The organism is Colwellia sp. PAMC 21821, assembly GCF_002077175.1.
GTDB lineage: Bacteria > Pseudomonadota > Gammaproteobacteria > Enterobacterales > Alteromonadaceae > Cognaticolwellia.
In genome coordinates this window covers 1,287,208-1,311,513 of record NZ_CP014943.1, presented here as the reverse complement: position 1 = coordinate 1,311,513, position 24,306 = coordinate 1,287,208, and the positions used below count along the sequence as shown (strand labels likewise).

Sequence of the window (24,306 nt, the reverse complement as noted above, 5' to 3'; positions counted from 1 at the left end):
CACCTTCATCTAATTTACTTATATGCTTACGAACATAATTATAAGTAAAACTTTCTAAATACCACCACAATAACTATACTGTGTTTTTGTACAGTTACTGGGTTTTGTTATGAAGGTAATACCTATTTATATCGAAGCAGGCATTTCAGGCTTCGAATCACCAGCGGCAGAATATAAAGAGCTTGGTCTGTCATTAGACCAACTTCTTATTCGCCACCCTAATGCTACTTTTATCGGTCAAGCCTCAGGACAGTCAATGCAAGGGGGTGGTATTTTTGATGGGGATTTGCTTATTGTCGATAGGTCGTTAACTGTTAGAAATGGCGACATTATTGTGGCTAACTTTAATGGCTGTTTTGTTTGTAAGTTAATAGATAAGCCACATGCTAGATTACTTTCTGCCTCTAAAGAACATGCACCTGTAACAATAAAACCTGATGATGACTTTCAACTAGAAGGAGTGGTTACACGCTCTATTAGACTTCATCATCCCGCACCTGAATTAGCCGCATGTATGCACTAGTTGATGCGGTCTCTTTTTATGCTAGCGCGGAAAAGGTATTTGACCCAAGCATAAGAAATAAACCTGTGGTTGTTTTGACTAATAACGATGGGTGTATTTGTGCTGTTTGTCCTATTGCTCGAAGACTCGGTATACCTAAGTTTGAACCGTATTTTAAAGTAAAGTGGCTACTTCAAAAACATGGTGTGGTGGTTCGTTCTTCTAACTATGAACTTTATGCCGACTTAAGTGAAAGGATGATGAATGTTATTGCTAGATATAGTGATAACCATTATGTGTATTCTATTGATGAGTCATTTTTACACTTTAAAAACTACGGAACATTAATTAAAGATTGGAATAAATACGGTCATGAAATAAGAAGGGCTATTTGGAAAGAAACCAAGTTACCTGTAGGTGTTGGCTTTGGTACTACGTCAACACTAGCAAAGGCGGCAAACCATGCGGCTAAAAAACTCAGTGGCTATAATGGTGTGGCGGTAATAGACAATTTTCAAAGCGGCAAAGCCATATTAGAACGGATGGACGTAAACGAGGTGTGGGGTATTGGTAGGAAAATATCTCAACGTTTAAAGCAACAGGAAATTAAAACAGCTTATCAATTATCGACTCAATGCCCTAAGGCTATGCGGAAACAATTTAGCGTTGTTACCGAACGAACCGTTAATGAATTAAACGGCATTAGTTGTTTGTCGTGGGATGACATTAGAGAGCCTAAGCGAGAGATATTTTCAACGCGTAGTTTTGGGCTACGTATTGTTGATATTCATACATTACAATCAGCGTTAGCAACGCATGGATCTATTGTCGCTAAGAAAGTAAGGCAACAGTCATCATTGGTTAAAAAACTGATGATATTTGCTTCTAGTTCGCCTCACGATGATAACTACTATAAACAAACGATGGTTTATAGGTTTCCAGTAGCCACTGACAATAGCTGTGATATTGCCAAAGCAATTAGCTTGGTGCTGGCAGATATTTTTGTTGAAGGTGTTCGTTTCTATCGTTGTGGTGTTGGTGCCATTGAATTGGAAAGCAGGGCGTTTAAACAGCCTGATTTATTCATGCCAGATAATTCAAATCCAGTGTTGATGAAGTGCTTTGATAATATTAATAACCGATATGGTCAAGGAACGCTAAAACTAGGTGCTGAAGGACAGTCGGAAACGTGGCCAATGAAACGACACTTCCTTAGCCCACAGTTCACTACAAGCTGGCGCGATATTCCGAAGATACATTGCTGAGTTTACCTTGATAAACCTTCAAAGTTTAACGCTATTAGTCAGTTAAAATTGATTCAATATGGATATTTGATGTTTGCTTTATAATCATACTTTCTTCAGCCTTCAACTCACTGGGGTCTCAGGGGACTTACTATCACAATCAAACTCTAATATTTTCTTGGTTTCTTGGTATAACTCAGGAACCGTTTTACTACTTCTAAAATCTAAAAACTTAATTCTTATTCCTTTCCTGTTTGTTTTTCCTGTTGCTTCATATTCTTCTTTGGTGTTTTTACTCAGTCTTTTTCTATTGAATTCATAATGTATCAAGCCAATGCTATCAAGCTTCTTTAATGCTTTCTGAATAAATTGTTCATTAGGTGTGAGTTTTAAGTTTTTAGATCTGTGTTGTCGGTAGTCGGTTTTTTTTGCAAATTTAAAGGCAAGAGCAATTAAGTTATCGTAGTAGTAATACTTTTTAAATGGAGTCTCATTTGATAGATGATCAGTAACTAAGAACAATGAAAATTCAAGCTGTTGCGGTGTTAGGAACGGTGTGATTTTAGTCTTTGTCGTTTCGTTACTGTTTACTATGCCCTCAACAGCTTCTTTTGTAAGAGTTCTCGCTTCTAAAACTTTAAAAATAAACTTTTTTGTATACTTTGCTTTAGTAGAAGAGTAGGCAATTTTAGTATTTTGTTCCAACATCGTAACTCCAGTCCTTATTATATCTATCTACTATAATGTCAAATCAATCGATTGTCTATATAAGCCATTTAACTTGGTCTATATAGTAAGTTGATTGTTCTGATTTTTATTATGTTTACCCTTAGTATGGCTGTCAGCTAAGTAAGTGAATTTAATATGTTATTAAGGTGGTTGTGATGAGCGATATGATGAGAGAAGTAAGAGAGTCAATAGGGTCTAAAAGAAGGGGGAAGGGTAAAAAACCGTTACCAGAATTTCCAACAGTAGTTTTGAAAAATATGAAATTAATTTTCATATTTCTTCAAGAACTAATAAAAGAAAGTATTTCAAAACTTCCTGTTTACTACAGCTATAAAGGAGAAAAAAAAGAAATTATTTTTCAAAACATTGATGAGTTGATAGCTCTGGTGTTAGTTAAAATTAAGGGTGAAAAAAGTGTTTATATAAATATACTTGAATTTGAAAAACTTATACCTGGTCATTATTTGATTAGGGTAAGTTACATGTGCAAGCGTAATGAACCAAGACGTAACTTAACGATGACACTTCAGCCTACTATTTGCGCTGTAATGCATAGGGGGAAGGTGATTCATTATTGGTTAATCAAGGCTAACAATGCAGATGACGCATTAAGAATACAGAATATTATTGCTAATAAATCTGGTGGTAACAGTAGATGTAAAAGGCCTGAGCGGCTGAGGTTACCAGATGCTATTTACTTTAAGAATAAGGAGTTATTAAGTAGAGGTATTGAAACAACAATGAAGAGACCTTATACGACGAAATGGTTAGACATTGGTTGTACTCATATTGCTGAAAACATAGCGATTGCGTTGAATGTGGATTTTATACCCGCCCCGACCAAAATTGAATTAGAAGGTATTACACCTACTCCGCTTACTCGTAAAGAAATGCCGGCATCAATAAATCAATTTTCAGTAGATTTGAAATATAACAAATTTGGCAATAAGGACGCTTTGTATATTGCAACTGTATGCGCTACTAGCAGCATAATAAATAATAAAGTAGTTATTGAAACTAGTGATAGCGATATAGGTAAAGAAAATATTCTTTTAGATGCTGTGATATCAGGATGTCTTGTAGGGAGAAGTAATGACGGGAGTGCGGAGTCCTTAGAACTAGTAGTAAAAACATTACATGCTCTACAAGAAAAAGCTGAAATAGCCGCAAAGAGTAAAAAACAAAAATATCGCATTGAAGATAAATTTCATTCCAAAATGGAAGATAGCCTAATGTCGGTGGCAGTTAAAAAAGCTATATCCATTGCTGAAAATGGTAGTGGCGTAGCTCACGAGGTAAAAAATTCACTATTAGAAAAAGTGCTTGTTCATGCTGATGGTGCGCCAGAGCTTTGTTTTTCTAAACCTGTTTACCATACAAACGATATTGACTTTGTACTTAAGGAAATCCCAAATATTGAGCATGGTACGGTGATTTTTCCAGTAAATACTGCTCGTATGTTACGTAAAGCTGCAAGTGATGAGGGTGTTGAACAAGAACTTTCGAATTTAATTAACCGTACTAACTATACAAACGTTTCATTTCTATCAATGCTTTCTATCAATGAATTTGATGACATTAGAGAAGAAAGCGAAGTAAGTACAACAACCTATTTAGCACCAATCGAAAGCTATGACATTTATATTTGTTCAACGGATGAATCGTTGAAATTTAGAAATAATGCGATGGTACAAGAGGAGAGTGTAAAGGCTTTGTCTGAACAATTTGTTGCTCTTAGCGATTATATAATGGGACTTGATGCAAAAACTCCAGTAGTGGTGAAACTATCAAAAGCAGCATCAGATATTCATGATGAATTGAATTTCGATATAGGTCAGTTGATTAAATCAGCTCCTGTAGAGCCATGGGTTCACCAACAGCTGGAGTCACTTGACTCCCTAGCTTATAAGCTAGCACTCAATATTGCATTCATGGATGCTTACGACGAGTATGAAAAGCAAATTGAACCTGTTGATGAGATATCTAAGTTTGTGATGGTTAAAGCCGTTGCATTAACCAATTTTATCGGACAAAACATTCTGAAATTGGCATTTAATGAGCACATCGATTATGTCAATGCGCTATCTATCGCGCCAAAACTACGGTTGATAACCACGGAATTTACAGTACGCACTCTTTACAAAGATAAAGGCTGGGCAGGCATCAAAAACAACCCTATCCGTACAAAAGGGGCGTTAAATGTTCTAGCAAAGTTTGGGTGGGTCGTGGTAGTGAAAATTATCGAAAAAGATGAAGAGGACATCATGGTCTATCGAAGTAACCCTGCGTTGTTGACCAACTCTGCTGAACCACTAGCCCCCGTAGCCCCCAGTGAGTTGAAGCTTAATACTGTTGTGGGTTAGGTGTAATGGACTGAGTATAGGGACTATCTAAACGTCAGTAGGTCTAAAACTAGAACCTATAACATCAATCTTAACCTCATCCTGCTACATCTATGTGTTTTAGTACTGAATATCTTAATTTTTTAGTACTAAAACACTTTTTTCTTAAGTTGTAAAGACCATGAAACTACGAAATATTCAGACTAAAAATCATAAACATATTACTCCTAAGCTTAATAAAGTACTCCGTAATCTTATAAACACTGATCTTATAAAGTACAAAAATACAGACCTATTAGTAGACCACGTTAAAGATTTAGAACTAGCGCAATACCAAAGCGCAGTACTTAAACATTGCCTTGCTAACGTTAAGTTAGATGTTGATAAGCTAGATTTCACTATTAGATTCAAAAAGAGCAAAAAAGGGATTAGTCCTGTTATTCAAAAGGTATTAGATAAGATTGAAACTATTACTGTTAAAGCTCTAAAAAGTATTATTGTTGTTGAGAAAAGTAATGCAGGGAATATCAATCGTGATATTGATCTTAGCAAAGATAATAGTCGCCCTTGGTACAGCAAATGTTTTGATGTATGTGTTGCAGGAAAAGAAGAAACAGCGGTCAAAGTTTATGTATCAACAGGCGTAAAGGAGTTTAGTACAGCCAGCTTAAGGTTTAGCTTTAACCCCAATCACTTTACTAATAAAGAAATAGGTATGCTCTTTACGCATATTCAAAGTTTATTTGGCAGTAGGGAGTACAAAAATCTAATTAATAGGGCACGAATAACTCGGTTAGATACAGGCTTTAATTTGTATGGCCTATGTTCATTGTTTGTCTATACGATTTGTAACTACAAGAAGTTAAAAGAAGGAGAGATATACCCTAAAGGTGGTGATTTGGCTGAAACAGTTGAACATGGGTTAGGTAACATGATTAAGCTGTACGACAAGCTATTAGAAATGATGAAAAACACGGGCTGTAGTATTACCAATAAGGTGATGACAACAAGGGCTGAGCACCAAAACCGTGTTAGAGGGAAAATACGAGTAGCAAACCTTGAGTTATGTAATCAAATTTTGCATGAGCTGGACTTTGTTGATCCTCTTGATGTTGCGAAAATGCACAAGCTTACAAATAAATCTTTAATAAGGAAGCGTAAAGGTACTGATGTTAAAGCGGCTGTTGAGCGTTACGAAGCTAGAAAAAGTAATACTGTAAATATGCTTAGTGTGGAACGAGAGGTGGTGGACAGCCAACATCACAGACTTTTAACAACGCTAAAAGGGCTTATCCTTGAGCCGAAAAAACAGTTAAAGAGGTTAAGTAAATGAAATGGAACAGTAGACAGCGCAAGGCAATACAGCAAGCTCAGGGTAAAAATGTTTGTGTTATTGCAGGTCCGGGGGCAGGTAAAACCTCATTGTTAGTTGAACGTCATAATTGGTTAGCAGAGCAAGTCGGTTGTGACTGTATAAAGCTAATAACATTTACTAACGCTGCTAAAGAAGAAATTAAAGAACGAATGTTGTCTCAGTTATCAAGTAATGTCAGTACCTTTAGCAGCTGGTGCTTAAGAGAACTGAAATACAATGGTTATTCGGTAAAGCTCTTTAATATGGATACGGATGAGCAACAAAAGTTTGTTAAGAAAATTGTAGGAAATCGGTTTAACGTAACTCATGTTATTCAGCTAATAAGCTACTGCGCTAACAAAAATATAAGTATTGATAAAGCGATTCAAAAACGTTTTAAACATCTTAAAGGAAAGGAAGAGCAGCTAAAGCAAATCACTGAAGAGTATAAAAGTAAAAAGCTAAAAAATGGGAAAGCTGACTTTGATGATCTACTAACAGACTTTTATGCGGCTTTAAAAAGTAAGTGCTTTTTGAAACAGGTACTAGCTAAAACTAGTCATGTGTTGGTTGATGAAGCGCAAGACATGAGTGTTATTCAATGGAATATATTAAGGAAGTTGAGTCGAAAAGGGATTAAGGTATTTTGTGTTGGTGATCCTGCCCAAACAATTTATAGCTTCCGTGGTGCTAGTGGCAAGTATTTATCTCAGTTTACTAATCGTTTTGCTGACAGCATAAAAATCAAACTGACTAAGAACTACCGCTCTAGTGCTGAAATTGTAGATGTAGGTAACTGGCTGCGGAAAAATATCAATAATAATTATCATGAAATAGAAGCTTCAAAAGGCAGCTCTTCAAAACCGAAACTGCTTTCTGAATCAACGTTTGAAGAGAGTATAGGCTGGGTTTGTAAAAGTATTGTTGAATTGCTTGAACAAGGCGAGAATGTCAATGAAATAGCAGTGTTAGTAAGAACTAACGCTCAACTAGAGAGCGTTAATTCAATAATGGAAAAAGAGAAAGTTCCTGTTCCTAATGATGACGATGCTTTCGGAGTTTTATTAATGACTATACACGGCAGTAAAGGGAAAGAGTTTAAGCATGTATTTGTTATTGACCCTAGGTTTGGGTATTCCCAGCTAGATACCGAGTACTGTGAGAAAAGGGTATTGTATGTTGCCATCACTAGGGCAAAGCAATCACTGTCAATTGTTCGTGACTGTGGCGGTAAGGCTTTATTTTGTGATATGAAAAAGGGCCTTTATCCTATTGATGAATTAGATAAGCCACTTATTAAAATAGTTTAATAGCTGGCTCCTTCTGGGCAGTTAATCGGATCGGTTAGCCTCCAGTGAAAATAACATTATCTTAATGAATTAGTTTTTGATTTTTGGTGGTTAACTTAAAGCCTTATAAACTGTAGGTCGCGTACAGCCAAGCTGTTTTGCTATTTGTGTTTTATTAATTCCTTGGCTAAAAAGCTCTCTGATATTATCATGGAGAGCTTCATTAATTGGTTTACCTCGGTACTTTCCTTTAGCCTTAGCAATAGCAATGCCTTCGCGTTGTCTTTCAAGGATCATGCTACGTTCAAATTGATAGATGCCGCCAAGCATAGTCAACATGAGTTGTTGCATAGGACTATTTTTACCATTGAATTCAAGGTGCTCTTTGTGAAACATTAAACTGATGCCTTGCTCAGTGAATTCTTTAACTAAACGCAATAAATCTTCAGTATTACGCGCCATTCTACTGATATCGTGTACGTGAATAACATCACCTTTTCTCGCATATTCAATTAGCAATTTCAGCTGAGGACGATTTGTGTCTTTACCGCTACATTTATCTGTAAAAGATTTATCTAGCTCGACATTCAGTAATTGGCGTTCAGTATTTTGTTCAATCGTAGAAACTCTAATATATCCAATATGTTCTGTCATGTTGTCACCGTAAGTTTTGGGTCTTAGATGTCCAACAATACTGTAAATTTAGCCAAGAAACATACTTAAAAATGACAACCTTATTCGACTTGCTTAACGTAAATTTTGATTGTCCGTAACCTTTACTTTTTAAGTGTGGCTAGGTGAAGCCTATATAGAAATTGGTTCGAGTGTCAAGTGAGTACCAATGTGAAACTAGGCGTTTATAGCTCGGTGTATACTTCAAGCCTAGGTAAACCATACATGAAGCCAGTTGATTCCATGTCTCGGTAACAGCATGTTTTTTCGGATGAAAATATCATGATCCGTAAATTTAGAGTGTAGTTAAACCTTGCATAAAACCAACTGATTCCAAGTGTAGTTAAGATTCGTGGTGGTTGATTAATGACCAGATTTTGTTAATGTATATTCTACCTAAACGAATAAACACTAAGGAAAGAGTTATGGGTTGGGGAATTAAAATTAGCACTCCTAAAATTACGATCAAAAAGCCAAAGATTACAATCGCAAAGCCAAAGATTACAATCGCAAAGCCAACTATTAGAGTTGGCCCTGTCAAAATAGACCCTGTCGGTACAGTGAAGGAAGCGGCAAGGCAAGCTAAAAAACTTAAAGATGATATTGATAGAGAGTTGACAGAAAAGAAAGCAGAAGTTGATATTGCTGCAACGAACGCAAAGGTAGCGTTAGATAGGGAGGTAACCGTACTTAAAGAAGATATGGATGAAACTGCTACTGACCTTAAGCAGGATCTCGATACATCGCTCACAAAAAGTAAAGAAAATATTGATTCGGCGGCAACAGATTTAAAAAAAGACTTTGATAAAACACTGACCGAAGCAAAAGAAGATATCGACAGAGAACTTACAAATACTTACGCCAACGTTAAGCGAGAAACGGACAAAGGAATCCAAAAAACAGGTGCGGCACTGGCTGCTATGGGAGAGCCTGAAAATATTGCTAGAATGGCTATAGTTTATGCTGCTTCTGCTTATGGTGGCCCCATGGGATCTGCATTTGCAAATGCAATTATTGATAAGTATATTTTCAAAAAAGACATGTCTGATCAGGATCTATTAAATAGCTTTGTTACTGGTGCAGCTGCTGGATATGCAGGGGAATTTGCAGGCAGCGGGTCAACAGGGCAAGCTTTCATTGATTCTATGCCACAAGCGTCTTCCCAAGTAATTCAAAACTTAGCAACAGATGTTGGTAATGTCGTTATTGGTGGGGAGCCTTATTCATTTGATGATTTTGTTTCAAGTGTTGCGACTGCTGTAATAAATGTAAGTTCTGGTGATGACACTACATGTAAAATATTTGATTCTGCAGTTAATGGTGCCGCTGATTATGCACTAGATGCTGTAGCTAGAGGTGAAAAAATCGATATGGACACTCTTACAGATCAAATTTATAGCGGAATGGCAAGTGGTGTTACAAACGATTTAGTGAACAATATGATGGAAAAACATGTGATACCTTATTTGCCTGAGGAGAAACGATTAGATAAAGATTTACTTGAGGAGGTAGGTAATGCATTAACAGCCGTATTTACAGTTACTCAAGACCGTGAAAGCAAAGAAAATGGTATAAGCACAACTTATAGTTACCTACCAGAAGGAATTGATGAAGAAGTGTTATGGGGGGAGAAAGAGAGCCTGCTGGTATCACGGTTAGTGCAACACTAGAAGGTGACAATAAGGATATGACTCTTGCAGAAAAAATGTACTTCGTAGAGCAGACAATTGAGTATTTACAGGAAAACCCGATTAGTAAGGCCGATATTAAAGATGGAGTTATGAGCAATAAGGAAGTTGCGGCATATACAGCACTGAAACTTGCGGACCAAATAGACAGAGAATGGAACGGGAAGGTTGATACAGAGACCGAGCTCTTACTTGATAAAGGAGCTAGGACGGGTATCAGAAAAATGGTGACTGCAGCGGCTAAGTTTCTCGTAAAAAAGGTACTTGGCACACCCGGTACAGTCACTGTTGACGTAATAGAAAAAATGACTGGAACTTCAGCATCTCAACCCGGAGAAGGCGAAATTTACGGTAGAAGCCGATTAAACAGTATCAAAGGGGAATTAAGGGAGGCAGCAGGCAAGGGAATAGATATCAGAATGGAAAAATTTCCTGAAGCTAAACCAAAACTAAAAATTATTGAATGGATTAATCAAAATGAGGCGGAAACTATCGAAAGCAATACCGATGATTTGCTAGTAGTATCCCCGCTAGCATAGCCTTAATTATAAGATGAGACCATTTAATATCTACTTCTAAATAGATAAATAGATAAATAGATAAATAGCTCTGTTATATTTTTGTGCAGATGATTTACGAAAGCCAATCTAGCCCAGAGATTAGATACATCATCAATAATAGATGATGTATCTAAGTGTGAAAAGAAAATCTACATCAAATTGAAGTGATTGATTTTCTTTTATTAAAGTAGCTAATTATTTATTCAGTATGAATTAGTACATAAAAATGAAAAACATGTAATGACTCGTGATCTAATTATCTTTTACCTAATCTACGAAATATAAAAAGGGCAAAATTGAATGCCAGACGATATTACTTATAGCCACTTTCCTAAAGATATAACAGAAAAGATTCATAAACTAGAAAAGCAATTCGATCATGAACGAAGAGTCATTGGGGCTCAGCCGCAATAGAATTAATTCGTTTAGGTAGGCAGGTTTTTAGTACTGTCTGTACAAATGCTAAATACAAAGGTTGGACAAAAAACTTTGCAGGAGCGCAATTTAATGAAGGGGACTTTTCCTCTGATTCAGAAGAGCTTATTTTTGGTGATGGAGATGTCATTTTTGATAATGCTAAGTTTAGTAACGGTGGCCTATATTTTAATAAAAGTGAATTTGGTAACGGAAAAGTTTCATTTGAAAACGTAAACTTTGGAGAAGGTTACCTTAACTTTGACGATGCTCATTTCTGTGATGGAGATGTCTCTTTTAAAAATTCTATTTTTGGGAATGGTGATATTTATTTTTATGATTCAATATTTGGTAAAGGGCATGTTGATTTTGAAAATGCTAAATTTGGGGTAGGTGAAGTTAATTTTCGTCATGTTGATTTTGGTGATGGTTCCGTTTCGTTTAGTCATTGTAATTTTGGTGACGGCGAAGTTTCTTTTGACTCAGCTCAGTTTTTTGGAGATTTATTCTTCTCTGAGATTACTTTTGGACATGGCGGCCTTTCCTTTGAATCAGCGCAGTTTCAAAATGGCACCGTTGCGCTTAAAACTAAGTTTCACGATGGCCGTTTTAACTTTATCCTTAATTTTATCGATATTCAGTTTGGAGATGGTAAAGTATCATTTAATGAAACTAAGTTCGGAAATGGACGATTGTGGATTGATGATGCATTTAAAAATGGAACCGTTACTTTTAAAGGTTCTGATTTAAGGTTGTGCTCTATCAAACAAGTTGCCCTTGATGATTTTGACTTAAGGCTTGCTTCATACAGATTAGATGATAACTCTATTCGAGGAACCCGTTTCTCACCTGATTCTAATGATCCCTACAGCTTATTAAGAAGAAAGTACACAGGGTTTAATTTTCTATTATTAAGCTTTTTGACATTAATAGCACTTGTACCTTATGTGATTAAAGCTCTAGTTTTTTCATTTATAGGTAAACAAGAGAGTAAGGTACTTCAGTTTGGGCAAGAACTTATTGCAAAAGAACCGGGCTTAAAACCTATCATTGAAGCTCATATAATAGATCATATGGTTAAATTTGAAGAGCATCCAACTTGGTTAGTTGTATTGGGTGGCACTGAACCATTTGGAATATTAGCTATTGTGTTATCAATATTGGCGTTGTTGATAGTCGGAGTGAGAGCGTTCGTTACCTTTATGGTTTCAGGTATTCGTGAAGCAGAGGAACGCTCTGAACATGCACCTGCTTGGGAAGATTACAGGCTATATTTTTTAATTCATCAAAAATTTTTAAAATTTGGCACCCTCTTTATTCTCAGTTTGTCTTTGTATAGTTTTATAAAATTGCTTTTACAACCGGTTTGGCTTCCAATAGGGTAGTAATTAAATTATATCTGTTGTAGTGGCATAGTGAATTTTGCCACTACGTTAGAAGCTTCAACTCCTTTTTGATACGGTAGACTGTAGCAACACCACAGTCAGTCATTTTAGCTACCTCTTCAGCAGTGAGTTTTTTAGATAGATATGAAATAACCTTAGATCGAATTTCTTGATTTTTAGTACTACCACCAATTTTTTTACCTGCATCAATAGCACGCTGCTGTCCTTGTTTTATCCGTTCAATACGCTTGTCATTATCTAGACGAGCCATTGTAGCCATAAGGTCTAAAAGCATGTTGTTGATTATCGATAATATGCTGGCGGTAATATCATCAGAACTCAAAAGAGTATGGGTTGTAGGAAGATCTACGACGACAAGTTTTAGTCCTTTGTCACTGATGATCGATTTTAGCTTCTCCCAGTCACTCATCGGTAATCGCGATAAACGGTCAACACTTTCAACAAGTAAAATTTCACCTTGTTGAGATTCATCTAATAACTTATTTAGTTGAGGGCGATTAAGTTTCGTTCCTGAGATGTTTTCTACATATTTAGCAACGATGTTGAGATTATTAGTCCCACAAAATTGAATTAATAGCTGAGTAGCTCGATCTGCGTCTTGTTCTTTAGTTGATGCTCTTAAGTAAATTCGAGTGTTCATAATTATTAGTCAGTTATCAATGAATATATCCAATATACTGATGATTGATAAACTATCAATGGACTTTCTGACAATATTAATTGATAGATAAATTACGTGGTTATAAGCTTAGAAAACATTCTCACTGACCTATAGTTGACTGATATGCATCGAATAAATATCTACTACAGGTAAAGTTACTAGTCTATTTCAATATTAATTGACGCTCTATCGTCTTCTTGCTTCGCTTCTTGTTCATAAGAAAGCGCAATTTGTTCTAACATATCGGCCGTGAGGGGATAAGTAACATGTACTTTATCTGCATAGTTACGGTATATGGTCGCCAATTTTATTTCTTGTGTGCCACGTTCACCATAAGATTTCGTTGTTACACCCCTATTATTTCTAACCCCCATTTTGAAACAACTTCTTATTTCATCTGCATAAGCTTTCTCCAATAGCTCGCAAACAGGATAACAAGGCCATATTCCTTCTTCTTCTTCTGGGCACTTAGTAAGCCATTGACCAATCGTTTGATCCGTCATAGTTTCTCTATCAAACTCTTTAGCCTTACGCCGTACTTTCTCTATCCAGTCATTAAATGCTATTTCATTTACAGTACCATCCTCAGTTAAGCCCGGAGTACCCCTGCCATAATGAATAACTTTCCAAGAAAGTTCAGCAGTATTCTTATTCGATGTTATATCTTTTTCAACAGAGTATTTTCCTTCTTTTTTATAGCAATAACAAATTAGTTCAACAAAAAGTGATGGGTTATGTAATAGCTCTTCTTTAAGATTAGGAGGTATGTAATCAGGCTTGTGATACAGTGGAAAATATCCGAATTCCAGTAAAGCAAGCTCTAAACGACTACATACATCGCTTGTCTGAATATACTCAATAGCTTTAAATAACCAATGAGAATTAGGCAATTCGGCATTTGGTTCATCGACATGCAGTATGTTTTTCAAAATATCATAAACAAGTTTCGCAGGAGCTTCCTTATAATCATCTTTGATTAGAGAAAAAGCTGACCTATATCTTTTAAAAAGTATGAACTTATCTAATATAACCTCTCTTTCAGCTTCATTTAACCTATGATTGAACTTTATTATTTGCCAATAGTTATTGGCGATCTCTTGGGGGAGGGTTTCAATAAAATTAAGAACTTCTAACTTGGGTGGTAAACAAGACAGTAAGGACGTATAACAAGGAGTATCAAGATTGAAATTAGCTATGGTTTCAGGCAATAAGTTGAGCAATACTTCTATATCCCTATAAGCTAGGCAACTTATAACACCATCTAAAAAGGGATCATTAAACTGTTTACCATCCTTAATAAACTCTTTTACGGTGAAGTTCATTAACAACTTAACATTAGTACCTAATTGTCCCTCCGTTACATACTTACCTACAAGCCATTTATCACTAGAACTATTTTTAAGCTGTATAATTCCATTTTCACTTAATTCTTCAAAAATCTGTTCAACAGCATCCGCTCGATATTTTGCTACTAGCTCTTGATTTTTCTTATAATCACTTCGTTCACCTTCTGGTAATTCAACCCAACTTTCTGTAAAAAGCCATCTATTTTTAATAATTAAGTTATCTGGGATGATAGCTTTGTAGGCTAAAGTTAACCTTTCTATATCAGTGAAAGTATCTATATCATCGGTGTTATGAAAGCTAAGATGTTTTCTAAGCTTTCCGAGTACTACCTCTTTGCCTTGATCATCAAAATTAACTGCATTTTCAATTTGAGTTAATAGCTCTTCTCTATAATCACCTTCAAAATTATCTATATAATCAATCAATTCAGAAATTCGAGTTGGATTTTTATTTGCCAAATCCAAATTAACCCTACCGATTTCAGATAAATAATGAGGATAATACTTTCCTCGTTCTGCTTCACTTCCTGCATCATCACCTCGCCACTTAGGACGAGCATTATTCATACATATGCTGCCACCGTGACTTGGCATTAATGCAAGGCATAAGCGCCATGCTATATTTTCATGGGTTTTAATTAACCTCTTCAATATTGCAATTTTTTGCTCGGAAGTAGCCAATGTTTGAGGCCAATGGACTCTGAAAAATGATACCAATGTTGAAAATGGAGTATTAGCCCAAGTACTTTCTGTTGGTGTGTTATCAAGCTCAGCAAGTATTTGAGTAACTCTAGAGAATTTACTGGGGTTCCAAGCAATAACTTCAAGTGCCCAAAGTAACCCTGAATGCCAACATTTACTGTTCATTCCTGCACCAGTTGTCCTTTTTATTAGAACTTTAACTGGTTGAACATTAGTGTTTAAACTAGCTTCTATACATTTTAAAAACGTGCTAGGTGAAGCTTCAGAAAACTCAGGTAAGTAATCAGCCAACGACAACCACCTTTCTTCTTCTGCACAATAAAACAACTCATGTATAAGATTTTCTACGCCCAAATTAATTTCTGTTGAAATAGGGTCGCAATTAGTTTCCGCATATACCTTTAGCTTACCTAATGAGTTTACAATTGAGTCTAATATAATCCCTGATTGTTCACGTACTTTTCCATAAATAGAAGCCATAAACCGATCTTTTTCTTCAAGTTCTAGAGATGGATCTGGTTTGATGAAAATAGCCTCAACAAGTTTAAGAAAACGCCTTATGGTGTCTGCCGATAACTTAGGTGCGATAAGGTAAACAAGTTCCAATGGGGATTTAGCTTTCCAAACACTTCCAATTTGAATAATTGGGGAATCATCTAGTCCCACAATTTGACGAAGCTGTTGCTCAAATTTCTCATATGGCAAACCTGACATTGACTCTACAACTGCTTTGTCACCTGTACTGTTCGAGTTCCAAGCACCTACAAGCATTAAAACGGAAAGACATTCAAAATCAATATTCATTAACCAAGATGGAGACGCAACAAGTGGATTTTTAGCTGTTGTTCTTCTATAAACTGACCATGAGCGACCAATTGAAGTTGAATAACGTTTTGCATCACTCTCTTCTTCACCAAGGTCGATAAGAGTTTTTTCAAATTGAGATGGCGTTATTCTTGGTATTGAAACACATGATTCGGTATTTGCATTCCTATTTAGATTATCACCGTGACATATAGGTACAATGAGTGTTTGCCCTGCTTTAGGACTTATTGTTTTTGCAGATTCTGGTTCACTACAAACAACTATATTTATGTGGGGGTTTACGTCAACAAATCGCCAACCTATTTTTGCTGTTATGCAAATAACCTGTGCGTTAATGCTATGCTCTAACAAAGCCGCGCATGCAAATGCTGTAGCTTCTTCTCGACTATCGGCTTCAACAGTAACAATTGACTTATTATTTTCAATCTGAGTTATAAGCTCCTTTTGAGCCAGTTCTCGCTCAGCCAGCATAGCTTTAACCGTTATTGGAATTCTGGATTGTTCACTCCAATTGTTCCAATATCTATTAATTGATTCAATACCATCTCCAGACAATCCAAGTTGCTCGCTGAATTCAAGAGCTACCGATGGGGCTTGCTCTAACCATGCTTCTATATCATCAGCATCAATTATACAAACTTGCTTCCAATCACATAGCTTTCTTTTTTCTTCTAACCATTCATTTTTTTTGTGCCACCTGCGAGGGGTTACAAAAACATAGGTATGTTTTACTCTAAACTCTTTAGGAAGCCCTTTAACTCTCTTATTGAAATCTTCTTCGGCTTTTGCCTTAATTGATTTATTGCACCCAATCTCCCAACAAGAAATACCGCTGGGAACCCAAGGTACTTTTGAAATGGCATTAATGTAACCATCCCATCCAGGTCTATAGATTGAGTCCCCAGCAGGCACTGCAAGCTCAGTAAGGCTTGCTGATGCAAAAATCAAGCGTCGCACTAATAATGGTAACTCTGCTTGGGAGTCTCTTGTGTTCGCCCATACTTCAATTTGATTAGCTGTTACTCGCATGTTTAGCCCTTAAGGGTAATGATAATTTTATATATTCAGTTTGTTTTAATTCTTCAATTCAGTTAAATATTACTAACGTCAACGACCTCGGGGTTTGTAAATATCCATTTATAATAAAAACCACGAATACACCTATCAATTTTAATTGTGTTATCTTTGATTTCTATTTTTGGTGATGTACACCTTATTGCTTCAGCTGTTATGTTTGCTAATATTGTCCAGTTAGCTTTTCTAACTACATCTTCCTCTCTAAGTGGAGGGTGGTATTTCAAAATATTGATTTGTATATCGCAGTTATCGATTACACCAAAAATAAATTCATCTATACCGTCATTATCGATATCGTATTGGAGAATGAAATAGTTATTTGTTATTTTTTCTGCTCTATATTCTTTTCCATTGTAATAGCCAATATCAAATTTAAACAATGGTTTAACAGTTAGCTTATTAGTAAAATAGGCCTTCATATCTAAACCTATTTGATTAAAAAAAATTCTAATTTCTGTAGGAGTGTTTAAAAGTGATTGGTCATTTAGTTTTAATGTTACACCGTTAGAAAAATCGTCAAATGAACCTTCAAGCGCATTGATTTTTTTGTCTGAATTTAAAAATATATAATTTTGTTTTTTGGTGAACAATTGTTTTATTTTGAGTTTGAAATGCGAGTGATAAAGTCTTTCCACCGCAATTACTGCTGTTATCAAAACTATCCAAGGCTCTAAATTGTACTTTGGAAATGCAAACCAAATAATCGCGGAAGAAACAAAAAGCAAAGTTAGAATAATCGAGAGTTTGGTATTTGAAGAAAACAAGCTAAACCTATAATTTATTGAGAATAATTTATTAGATAGTCATTATGCACCTAACCATGCTAATTACCAATGCAAGTAATGAATGATGATTGATTTATATACCATTGATCACTTTTAGTCGTATAGAAGTATTTCTTATTAGAGCTCTTTCTTTTTCGGGCAGTTATTTTTATTTTCTTCGTTTATTAAGTTAATTATCGGGGAGCACAAAAGAATACTTTTGTCAGGAGAGAATAGAATGCTTTCGGTATTGGTTATCATAATTGTATGTCGATCATTACTTCTTAGCACAGTTCCTTTGTGGATTGTTCCTTTTATGTCAACGTACTCCGAACAACCGGGTATGATTTTTGAACCTCCATTATAATCTTCAATGTTGATACAGACTTTTTGAGCTATATCATTCAGTCCTTGTTTCCTGCCAGCGAATTCTCCAACAGATAGAAAATTAGCAATAAATTGAAAAATAAGAGCAAGCATTGGCAACGAAACTATAATGACACATAAGATACTTATGCTTCCTGTCAGATATTTCATAGACCCATTAATTAGGAAGTTAAACCTACTACTTGGTTTAGAATTGTTTGAAGATTTTCTCAATATAAACATTAGTAAAGCAAAATAGAATAATATGAATACGAACGCATACCAAGGCATAGCTAAAAATTCAGTAAATAATTCAATGAGATGCTTTTCTAATATTTCTAGTGCTAGTTTAGCTTGCATAAGAGCTTCATGAGAATTTAATTCAAATTGGACGTTACCGAGCCCGATTGTTTGCAAGCGACCTTTAAAAACCATGACCAATATAATGAAAAGTTGCGGCAATAAAACCTATTCCACTAAGAAAAAAAGCAGCAAGTTTTATAAAGTTAATTTGTTTTTGTTCTTTTTTAATTTGTTGAGTCTCCATTTATACTAATCCTTTTAGTTATTATCAATAGCCTGATATAGCCCTAAATATCAGTCTCTTTTCTCTTCCCATTTGAATGTAGCTTTACTTTCCAATTTATTAAGTTTTATAAAAGCTAGTTCAAATGGTCGAATATGAATCACCATTAGGGTGTGATGGTTCTATATTTGAATATCCATCAGATAATAAAACCTGAACAGTAAGCCTTTCTGACTTTGCACTAAAATCAGTCCAGAATTTTAAACGATGCCAACTTTTATCCCATCTTTCCATATGTTTCTCCTCGCTCCGCCATCCTGTTTTGCGTTTGTAGATTACCTATAATACTTTGCCTTAAGAATTACATTATATACAACCGCGTTTCTTATACTCAGCTTCCCAACCTTTGAATTGTTCTATTTGTTTATCTAATGATTTCTTATTCATGTGCCGAACCTTTTTATCTTCCTTCTTAAACTTAACCCCAGAGAGTTCTTCTTCAAACATGCTCGGCACAACATGACTATAGTGTTGCTCGATCATTGCGGTACTTGTACCACATTGCTTGGCTAATATATCGATCCGTAAATCACGACGTAGCAATTGCCAAGTAATGTAAGAATGGCGTAATGAGTAAAGTGTTCTAACTCCATCAGGAGATTCTTTCAAATCACAAGCATCAAGTACTTTCCTGAAGGTAACGCCAAGCTCTTTGGTTTCCTCACCATCTGCTAATCTAAATAATTTATCTTTTGGTTTTCTATTTGGAAATCGTTCACGTAATGTTTCTAAGGTGCTCCAAATTTGATCACGGCAAATAACAGTTCGGGTTCCCGTATGCTTACTCGTTTTACCTTTTCTAACTTTAACTTTGAAACGTACATTATTGTCTTGGCGAGCCATTTCAATATCCCCCCAAGTGATGCCTTCCATTTCAGTGCCGGGACGAATGCCAGTGAAAACTGCAAATTCAATATAGTTAAGTAACAGCTCTCTTATTAATTTTGTTTTTTCTTTACGGCTGTTATCAATCATATTAAGAAGCGTATCAAAAACCTTATCGTATTCATCTTCAGAGAATGCAGCTCGTCGTTTACCGCTTTCACCTTTTGATGTTAGAATTGGTACTTGAGCTGCAATCATCCACTTGTTTTCAATGGCCTCTTTGAACACCATATTCAGACCTGCATTGTGGGTAAGAATGGTTGATTTAGCAGGAATACGCCCAAATTGTTCGATACGCCATTTATTAAACTCACGTATTTTGTCTTGATCAATTGACGTTATGTACATTCGGTCGAAGTAGGGGATATGATATTTGTTTAGTGCTTGGATATAATCACGGTAGCTAACTTTACCACCGCCGTGTTCTAGTTCGTTCTCTAACTTATCGATAGTCCTAGCTGCAACATCTTTGAATCGTTTGCTATCAACTAATAGATTGTTTTTAGCTTTTACTTTGTACTCCATATAAATCATGTGAGCACGGGCAATCGCTTTATGTAGGTCTTTTTCTTTTGTGGCTTTAGAGTACCACTTTCGATAAAGCACAAATCGGCAATACCAGCGTTTGCTGTTGTTTTGAAGATAGACGTATAATCCGTCTTGAATGTCGTGTCTTTCGATTTGAGTAGTCATAAAATCTAGTATGACAATTCAAAGTTGCATTTGCAAAGTTTTTGCAAAGTGTAAAAAAATCATTTTAAGTTATTGATTTTAAATGTTCGTTTTACACGTGCTCTGTTCAAAATCCCCTGTCGAAAGACGTGTCGGTTCGAGTCCGACCGCTGGTACCATCATTTATAAAGCCCTGATTCGAAAGAGTCGGGGCTTTTTTATGCTTAAAAGATTATATTAAAAAAGTTAATTCATAAACCGCTATAATATGCGTGTTTATCAAATAGTTTTAAAAAGGCTTTTACATGGCAGCTACAGCGCACGCACTTCACATCTTGGTTAAGCACAAAGAAATTGCAGAAGATATTATTAAACAGTTAGGTAAAGGAGCTAAGTTTCAAACCTTAGCTAAGAAGCACTCCACTTGTCCTTCAGGTAAAAAAGGGGGTGATTTGGGCGAATTTAAACGCGGTCAAATGGTACCTCAGTTTGATAAAGTAGCATTTAGTGGTGCAATATTAGAGCCTCACCTCGTTAAAACTAAATTTGGTTGGCATGTTATTAAAGTGCTTTATAGGACTTAGTTTATTTTTAAATATTACCAGTTGAACGCGCATCAGCTCGACTATGTATTCTAATATTGTATTTAAAGTGTTGCCGTAAATGGATAAAGTCTCACTAAACACAGTACCTAGTAATAGACCTCATTATTTTATGATTTATTCGAATCATTGCTGTGTGGAATTTTTATTGGTAATGACTGTAATTGTAAGTACTTATTTCATGCATTCAACGCAAGCCAGTAATTAGTTAGCCTTAATTTCTGCTCTATGCTCATTGTTGATATTTCCTCAGAACCTGACCCCACAGATACCCAGATACTGTTAACCATTGCTATGTCTTTCATCTAAATTTAACAATCTTTTTAGGAGAAATAACAAATGAGGTATTTTCCTTATATGTGTAATCGTTGCTAAGCATAAATATTAAAAACCAACCCAATAGTTACTTCGCAGTCATTTTTATTTTCATTATGTTTTTTACCTTTATTTATCTGATTAATTTAATTTTAACGATGTAGGTCAGTTTGTTTTTCTATCTTTTATGTTTTTTAATTACTTGTAATTAATCGTTTTTGTTTGTTTTTTGTTTTGCTGAACTGTTATCCTGAGTCATTAACTTTTAAGTAAGATAACTCAAATTGATAAATAAATTATAGTTGAAAAATATTCACCTTATCCATTTGCTGTTGACATTAAAATGGTTTCGAAGTACAAATATGTAAATGAAGATTATTTAAGCAACATTAATTCACATATAAAATAATATAAACATTTAATTCTTTAAATGAAGGAAGGGGATTTACCATGAAGCCAGTTACATCAAAAAAGCTTGTTAAATCGGTTATTGCATTAGCTATTGTCAATGCATGTATAAGCCAATCTGCAATTGCAGCAGAAGAAAAAAGCACGAAAGCCACTGATAAAATTGAACGAATAATGGTTACAGCTAACCGTCAATCACAAGATCTTCAAGAGGTGTCTTCTTCTATTACTGCATTAGGGGCTGATGACGTCGAACGCGCAGGAATTATTGATATATCAGGCTTACAACAGGTTATTCCGGGTTTAAAAGTAGGTAGTTCAGGTGGCGAAGTTAGACCTGCCATGCGTGGTGCTAGAACGAATGAAGTGGGTGTTGCTGGTACTGGTATTGCTGAACAAATTGTTGGTATTTTCCAAGATGGTATTTATGTACCGACAACAACTGCAGGCATGGGTGCTTTTGTCGATATTGAACGCATTGAAGTATTGCGTGGCCCGCAAGGTACTTTGTATGGTCGCAATACCTTTGCAGGTAGTATAAACGTTATTACTAATCGTCCTAATATGGATGAAATTGAAGGTAACATTAAAATAACTACGGGCGCATATAATCGCAGTGCCTATGAAGGTGTATTGAACATTCCTTTAGCGGATGACTTAGCAACTCGAATCGTTGTTGCTTCAGATAGACATGATGGTTATATCAAAAATCATGTTATAGATGGCCCTTCTGATGACTTACGTGAAAAAAATTCATTTTATGCGCGTTCTATAACGCGTTATGAACCGAGTGATAATTTTAATGCAACTTTTAGATTAGACTACTCGAAAAAAGACGCTAACTCTGAAGCTATTTGGGGTTATCAACAAATTGCTGGTTACTCACTTACTGAAACTAGTCCAGGTGTTTACAATCCTAATGCAACCGTAACTCCGGGCCATATTTATCAGCGAGACGATGTAGAGCATAATGATACAGGTCCTTATGATGTATATCGAAATGCAATGTCGCTAGATAAACAAGAGGCATTTTCTGCAACTGCTATTTTAGAGTGGTACACCGATGTAGCTGACTTTAAATGGACATCTAACTATTCAGAGCTAAGCGGTAAGCAGTTTTATGATAACGATTACAGCGATGGTGGTTTAGATTTTGTTGGCGGTTTTGGTCGCCAAGATGATCAGAAAACAATTTCAACAGAGTTACAAGTTTCATCAAATCATGAAGGTCCACTGCAGTGGATTGCAGGCTTATATTATTTCGATCAAGAAGCTGATTGGGAATGGTTGTCAAGTACTGATACTACTGGCAATGGTGTAGCAGATTCAATTGTTGTCCCTAGTTGGGGTAACCCAGATCATGACCCTCATACTTCTGACTCAATTGCAGTTTTCGGACAACTACGTTATGAACTGTCTGACGATTTACGTTTAGTGGGTGGTTTACGTTATAACAAAGATGAAAAGTCATTTACCGGCGATACAATTCCAGATTGGGATGACTCAGCAGTATTGTGGAAAGCGGCAATTGAATTTGATCAAACTGACGATGTAATGTTATATGCGTCTGCTGCTACAGGCATAAGAACGGGTGGGGCAAACGATAGTCGAGTTGTTTCCCGTGGTGCTGATCCTCTTTATGACAATGAAGAAGTTATGTCATATGAAATAGGTATGAAAAGCACATTGCTTGATGGTGACATGCGTCTAAATATATCTGCTTTTGTTAATGAATATGATGATGTAAAAGCTCAACTATTTGCTGTTGCTTGTAGCGACATTACCTCTACAGATACTGTTTTAGAGTGTGTAGAAGCTGGAGCAACACAAAGCTTTGAATATTATGAAAATGGTGGTGGTATTGATACCAAAGGTATTGAGCTTGATATGCAATGGTACCCTATCGATAATTTAGCGGTTACAGGTACTTTTACCTGGTTAGATGCTGAGTTCACGGATGATTACGCAGTTGGTAATGATCAATTACGTCCGTTATTAGGATTAGGTAACTTTGAAGGTCGTCAGGATATTAATGATAATAACAGCCAATTTAGTTTTGCTGGCTGGGCTCCTGCAATGGCACCAGAATACACGGTTGGCTTAGCGGCAAACTATGAGTTTGGCTTAAGTAACGGCGGTGCGTTAATTCCGCATATTCAAGTAACTTATTCAGACGAGTATTATGCTTTTGATGTTAATACTCCTGAAACTAAAGTTGATGCCCATGCCATTATCGACGCACGATTAACCTGGTTAATTAACGATGATGTTAAAGTGGACTTCTTTGTTAAAAACTTAACCGATGAAGAAGTGTTAACGCGCGCAGTTGTGCATTCTCAACTTGTTGATGCAAAACCAATAAACTCAGTACAAGCTAACTGGAATGATCCTCGAACTTGGGGTGCTAGTCTTAAATATACCTTTTAATTTGCCAAAGTTTATTAAAGCTTAAATTTAAAACCGTAGATGCTTCTACGGTTTTTTTATGTCTAAAAAATAGATGCATTAAGTAGTTTATATACCCAAGCTACTTGAAGATGCAGGATTCAAGTGGCTTGAGTATATACGGCCTAATACCCTTGGATATTTAGTTACGCTGTAACTTTATGTACCAGATTAGGAGGAAGGTTAAAGGCTAGGTCAATGATTAGGTAAATGATTAACTGAAAGGCTATTTTAATCGTTAGCTTAGAAGTATTTTTGACTATGACCAAGGGCTGCTATTATTCAGTACAGGCTACATTAAATTCACCGAATACACGTAATATAAGCTAGTAAAATGCCTTATACCAAATGTAATAAGTTATTGACCAATTTTAAGCGAGGATAAATTGTTCAAGAATAAGGCGTTTGATTGAGTAATAGCGGGCTATTGGGATTGAAAACAACGCAGTTAT

Annotated in this window: 18 protein-coding genes; 10 read left to right on the top strand and 8 right to left on the bottom strand. The window is 35.8% G+C overall.

Annotated elements, in window-relative coordinates; all coding sequences use genetic code 11:
* Nucleotides 1–109: 109 nt before the first annotated feature.
* Both A3Q33_RS05495 and A3Q33_RS05490 read left to right on the top strand, forming a co-directional pair.
* Nucleotides 110–523 (top strand): LexA family protein, encoded by a 414-nt coding sequence (locus A3Q33_RS05495; protein ID WP_081179083.1) that lies wholly within the window; start codon nt 110–112, stop codon nt 521–523.
* Complete coding sequence (locus A3Q33_RS05490) at nt 511–1,767, top strand: Y-family DNA polymerase (RefSeq protein WP_081179082.1); 1,257 nt, start codon at nt 511–513, stop codon at nt 1,765–1,767. The genes A3Q33_RS05495 and A3Q33_RS05490 overlap by 13 nt, the downstream gene beginning before the upstream one ends.
* A 102-nt stretch (nt 1,768–1,869) precedes the next feature.
* Here A3Q33_RS05490 and A3Q33_RS05485 read toward each other — a convergent pair whose 3' ends face one another.
* Nucleotides 1,870–2,454 carry a hypothetical protein gene (locus tag A3Q33_RS05485; protein ID WP_081179081.1) on the bottom strand — a complete coding sequence of 195 codons (585 nt, stop codon included), beginning with the start codon at nt 2,452–2,454 and terminating at the stop codon, nt 1,870–1,872.
* Nucleotides 2,455–2,630: 176 nt separating this feature from the next.
* On the opposite strand from A3Q33_RS05485, the gene A3Q33_RS05480 reads away from it, so the two are divergent.
* The 3 genes from A3Q33_RS05480 to A3Q33_RS05470 all read left to right on the top strand — a co-directional run bounded on the left by A3Q33_RS05480 (nt 2,631) and on the right by A3Q33_RS05470 (nt 7,481).
* Entirely contained in the window at nt 2,631–4,838 is a 2,208-nt protein-coding gene (locus tag A3Q33_RS05480) for a hypothetical protein (protein ID WP_081179080.1), read from the top strand.
* 160 nt (nt 4,839–4,998) lie between these two features.
* Complete coding sequence (locus A3Q33_RS05475; RefSeq protein ID WP_081179079.1) at nt 4,999–6,150, top strand: hypothetical protein; 1,152 nt, start codon at nt 4,999–5,001, stop codon at nt 6,148–6,150.
* Nucleotides 6,147–7,481, top strand: a complete 1,335-nt coding sequence (locus tag A3Q33_RS05470; protein WP_081179078.1) for a UvrD-helicase domain-containing protein — start codon at nt 6,147–6,149, stop codon at nt 7,479–7,481. Before A3Q33_RS05475 ends, A3Q33_RS05470 begins: the two co-directional genes overlap by 4 nt.
* A 90-nt stretch (nt 7,482–7,571) precedes the next feature.
* On the opposite strand, the gene A3Q33_RS05465 is transcribed toward A3Q33_RS05470, so the two are convergent.
* Nucleotides 7,572–8,114, bottom strand: a complete 543-nt coding sequence (locus A3Q33_RS05465; RefSeq protein WP_081179077.1) for a recombinase family protein — start codon at nt 8,112–8,114, stop codon at nt 7,572–7,574.
* 443 nt (nt 8,115–8,557) lie between these two features.
* On the opposite strand from A3Q33_RS05465, the gene A3Q33_RS05460 reads away from it, so the two are divergent.
* The 3 genes from A3Q33_RS05460 to A3Q33_RS05445 all read left to right on the top strand — a co-directional run bounded on the left by A3Q33_RS05460 (nt 8,558) and on the right by A3Q33_RS05445 (nt 12,179).
* Nucleotides 8,558–9,802: a hypothetical protein gene (locus tag A3Q33_RS05460; RefSeq protein WP_081179076.1), complete on the top strand. Its 1,245-nt coding sequence runs from the start codon at nt 8,558–8,560 to the stop codon at nt 9,800–9,802.
* Nucleotides 9,754–10,359 carry a hypothetical protein gene (locus A3Q33_RS05455; RefSeq protein WP_081179075.1) on the top strand — a complete coding sequence of 202 codons (606 nt, stop codon included), beginning with the start codon at nt 9,754–9,756 and terminating at the stop codon, nt 10,357–10,359. The genes A3Q33_RS05460 and A3Q33_RS05455 overlap by 49 nt, the downstream gene beginning before the upstream one ends.
* A gap of 1,127 nt (nt 10,360–11,486) precedes the next feature.
* The gene (locus A3Q33_RS05445) at nt 11,487–12,179 is read left to right on the top strand and encodes a hypothetical protein (protein ID WP_081179073.1); all 693 of its coding nucleotides are present in this window, start codon (nt 11,487–11,489) and stop codon (nt 12,177–12,179) included.
* Nucleotides 12,180–12,222: 43 nt separating this feature from the next.
* Here the strand turns inward: A3Q33_RS05445 and A3Q33_RS05440 are convergent, their stop codons facing one another.
* The 6 genes from A3Q33_RS05440 to A3Q33_RS05420 all read right to left on the bottom strand — a co-directional run bounded on the left by A3Q33_RS05440 (nt 12,223) and on the right by A3Q33_RS05420 (nt 20,105).
* Nucleotides 12,223–12,840 (bottom strand): recombinase family protein, encoded by a 618-nt coding sequence (locus tag A3Q33_RS05440; RefSeq protein ID WP_081179072.1) that lies wholly within the window; start codon nt 12,838–12,840, stop codon nt 12,223–12,225.
* A gap of 179 nt (nt 12,841–13,019) precedes the next feature.
* Nucleotides 13,020–16,682, bottom strand: coding sequence for a hypothetical protein (locus tag A3Q33_RS05435; protein WP_196798052.1), 3,663 nt, complete (start codon nt 16,680–16,682; stop codon nt 13,020–13,022).
* A 143-nt stretch (nt 16,683–16,825) separates the two neighbouring features.
* On the bottom strand, nt 16,826–17,575 hold the full coding sequence (locus tag A3Q33_RS05430; protein ID WP_081179070.1) for a hypothetical protein: 750 nt from the start codon (nt 17,573–17,575) through the stop codon (nt 16,826–16,828).
* Nucleotides 17,576–17,713: 138 nt separating this feature from the next.
* On the bottom strand, nt 17,714–18,301 hold the full coding sequence (locus tag A3Q33_RS05425) for a hypothetical protein (RefSeq protein ID WP_155866709.1): 588 nt from the start codon (nt 18,299–18,301) through the stop codon (nt 17,714–17,716).
* Nucleotides 18,302–18,365: 64 nt separating this feature from the next.
* Nucleotides 18,366–18,488: a hypothetical protein gene (locus A3Q33_RS20935; RefSeq protein ID WP_286160899.1), complete on the bottom strand. Its 123-nt coding sequence runs from the start codon at nt 18,486–18,488 to the stop codon at nt 18,366–18,368.
* A 345-nt stretch (nt 18,489–18,833) separates the two neighbouring features.
* The gene (locus tag A3Q33_RS05420) at nt 18,834–20,105 is read right to left on the bottom strand and encodes a tyrosine-type recombinase/integrase (RefSeq protein WP_081179068.1); all 1,272 of its coding nucleotides are present in this window, start codon (nt 20,103–20,105) and stop codon (nt 18,834–18,836) included.
* A 284-nt stretch (nt 20,106–20,389) separates the two neighbouring features.
* Here A3Q33_RS05420 and ppiC point away from each other — a divergent pair, with 284 nt between their 5' ends.
* Together ppiC and A3Q33_RS05410 are read left to right on the top strand one after the other, a co-directional pair.
* On the top strand, nt 20,390–20,668 hold the full coding sequence (gene ppiC / locus A3Q33_RS05415) for a peptidylprolyl isomerase PpiC (RefSeq protein WP_081179067.1): 279 nt from the start codon (nt 20,390–20,392) through the stop codon (nt 20,666–20,668).
* 783 nt (nt 20,669–21,451) lie between these two features.
* Nucleotides 21,452–23,836: a TonB-dependent receptor gene (locus tag A3Q33_RS05410; protein WP_081179066.1), complete on the top strand. Its 2,385-nt coding sequence runs from the start codon at nt 21,452–21,454 to the stop codon at nt 23,834–23,836.
* The last annotated feature ends 470 nt before the right edge of the window (nt 23,837–24,306 follow it).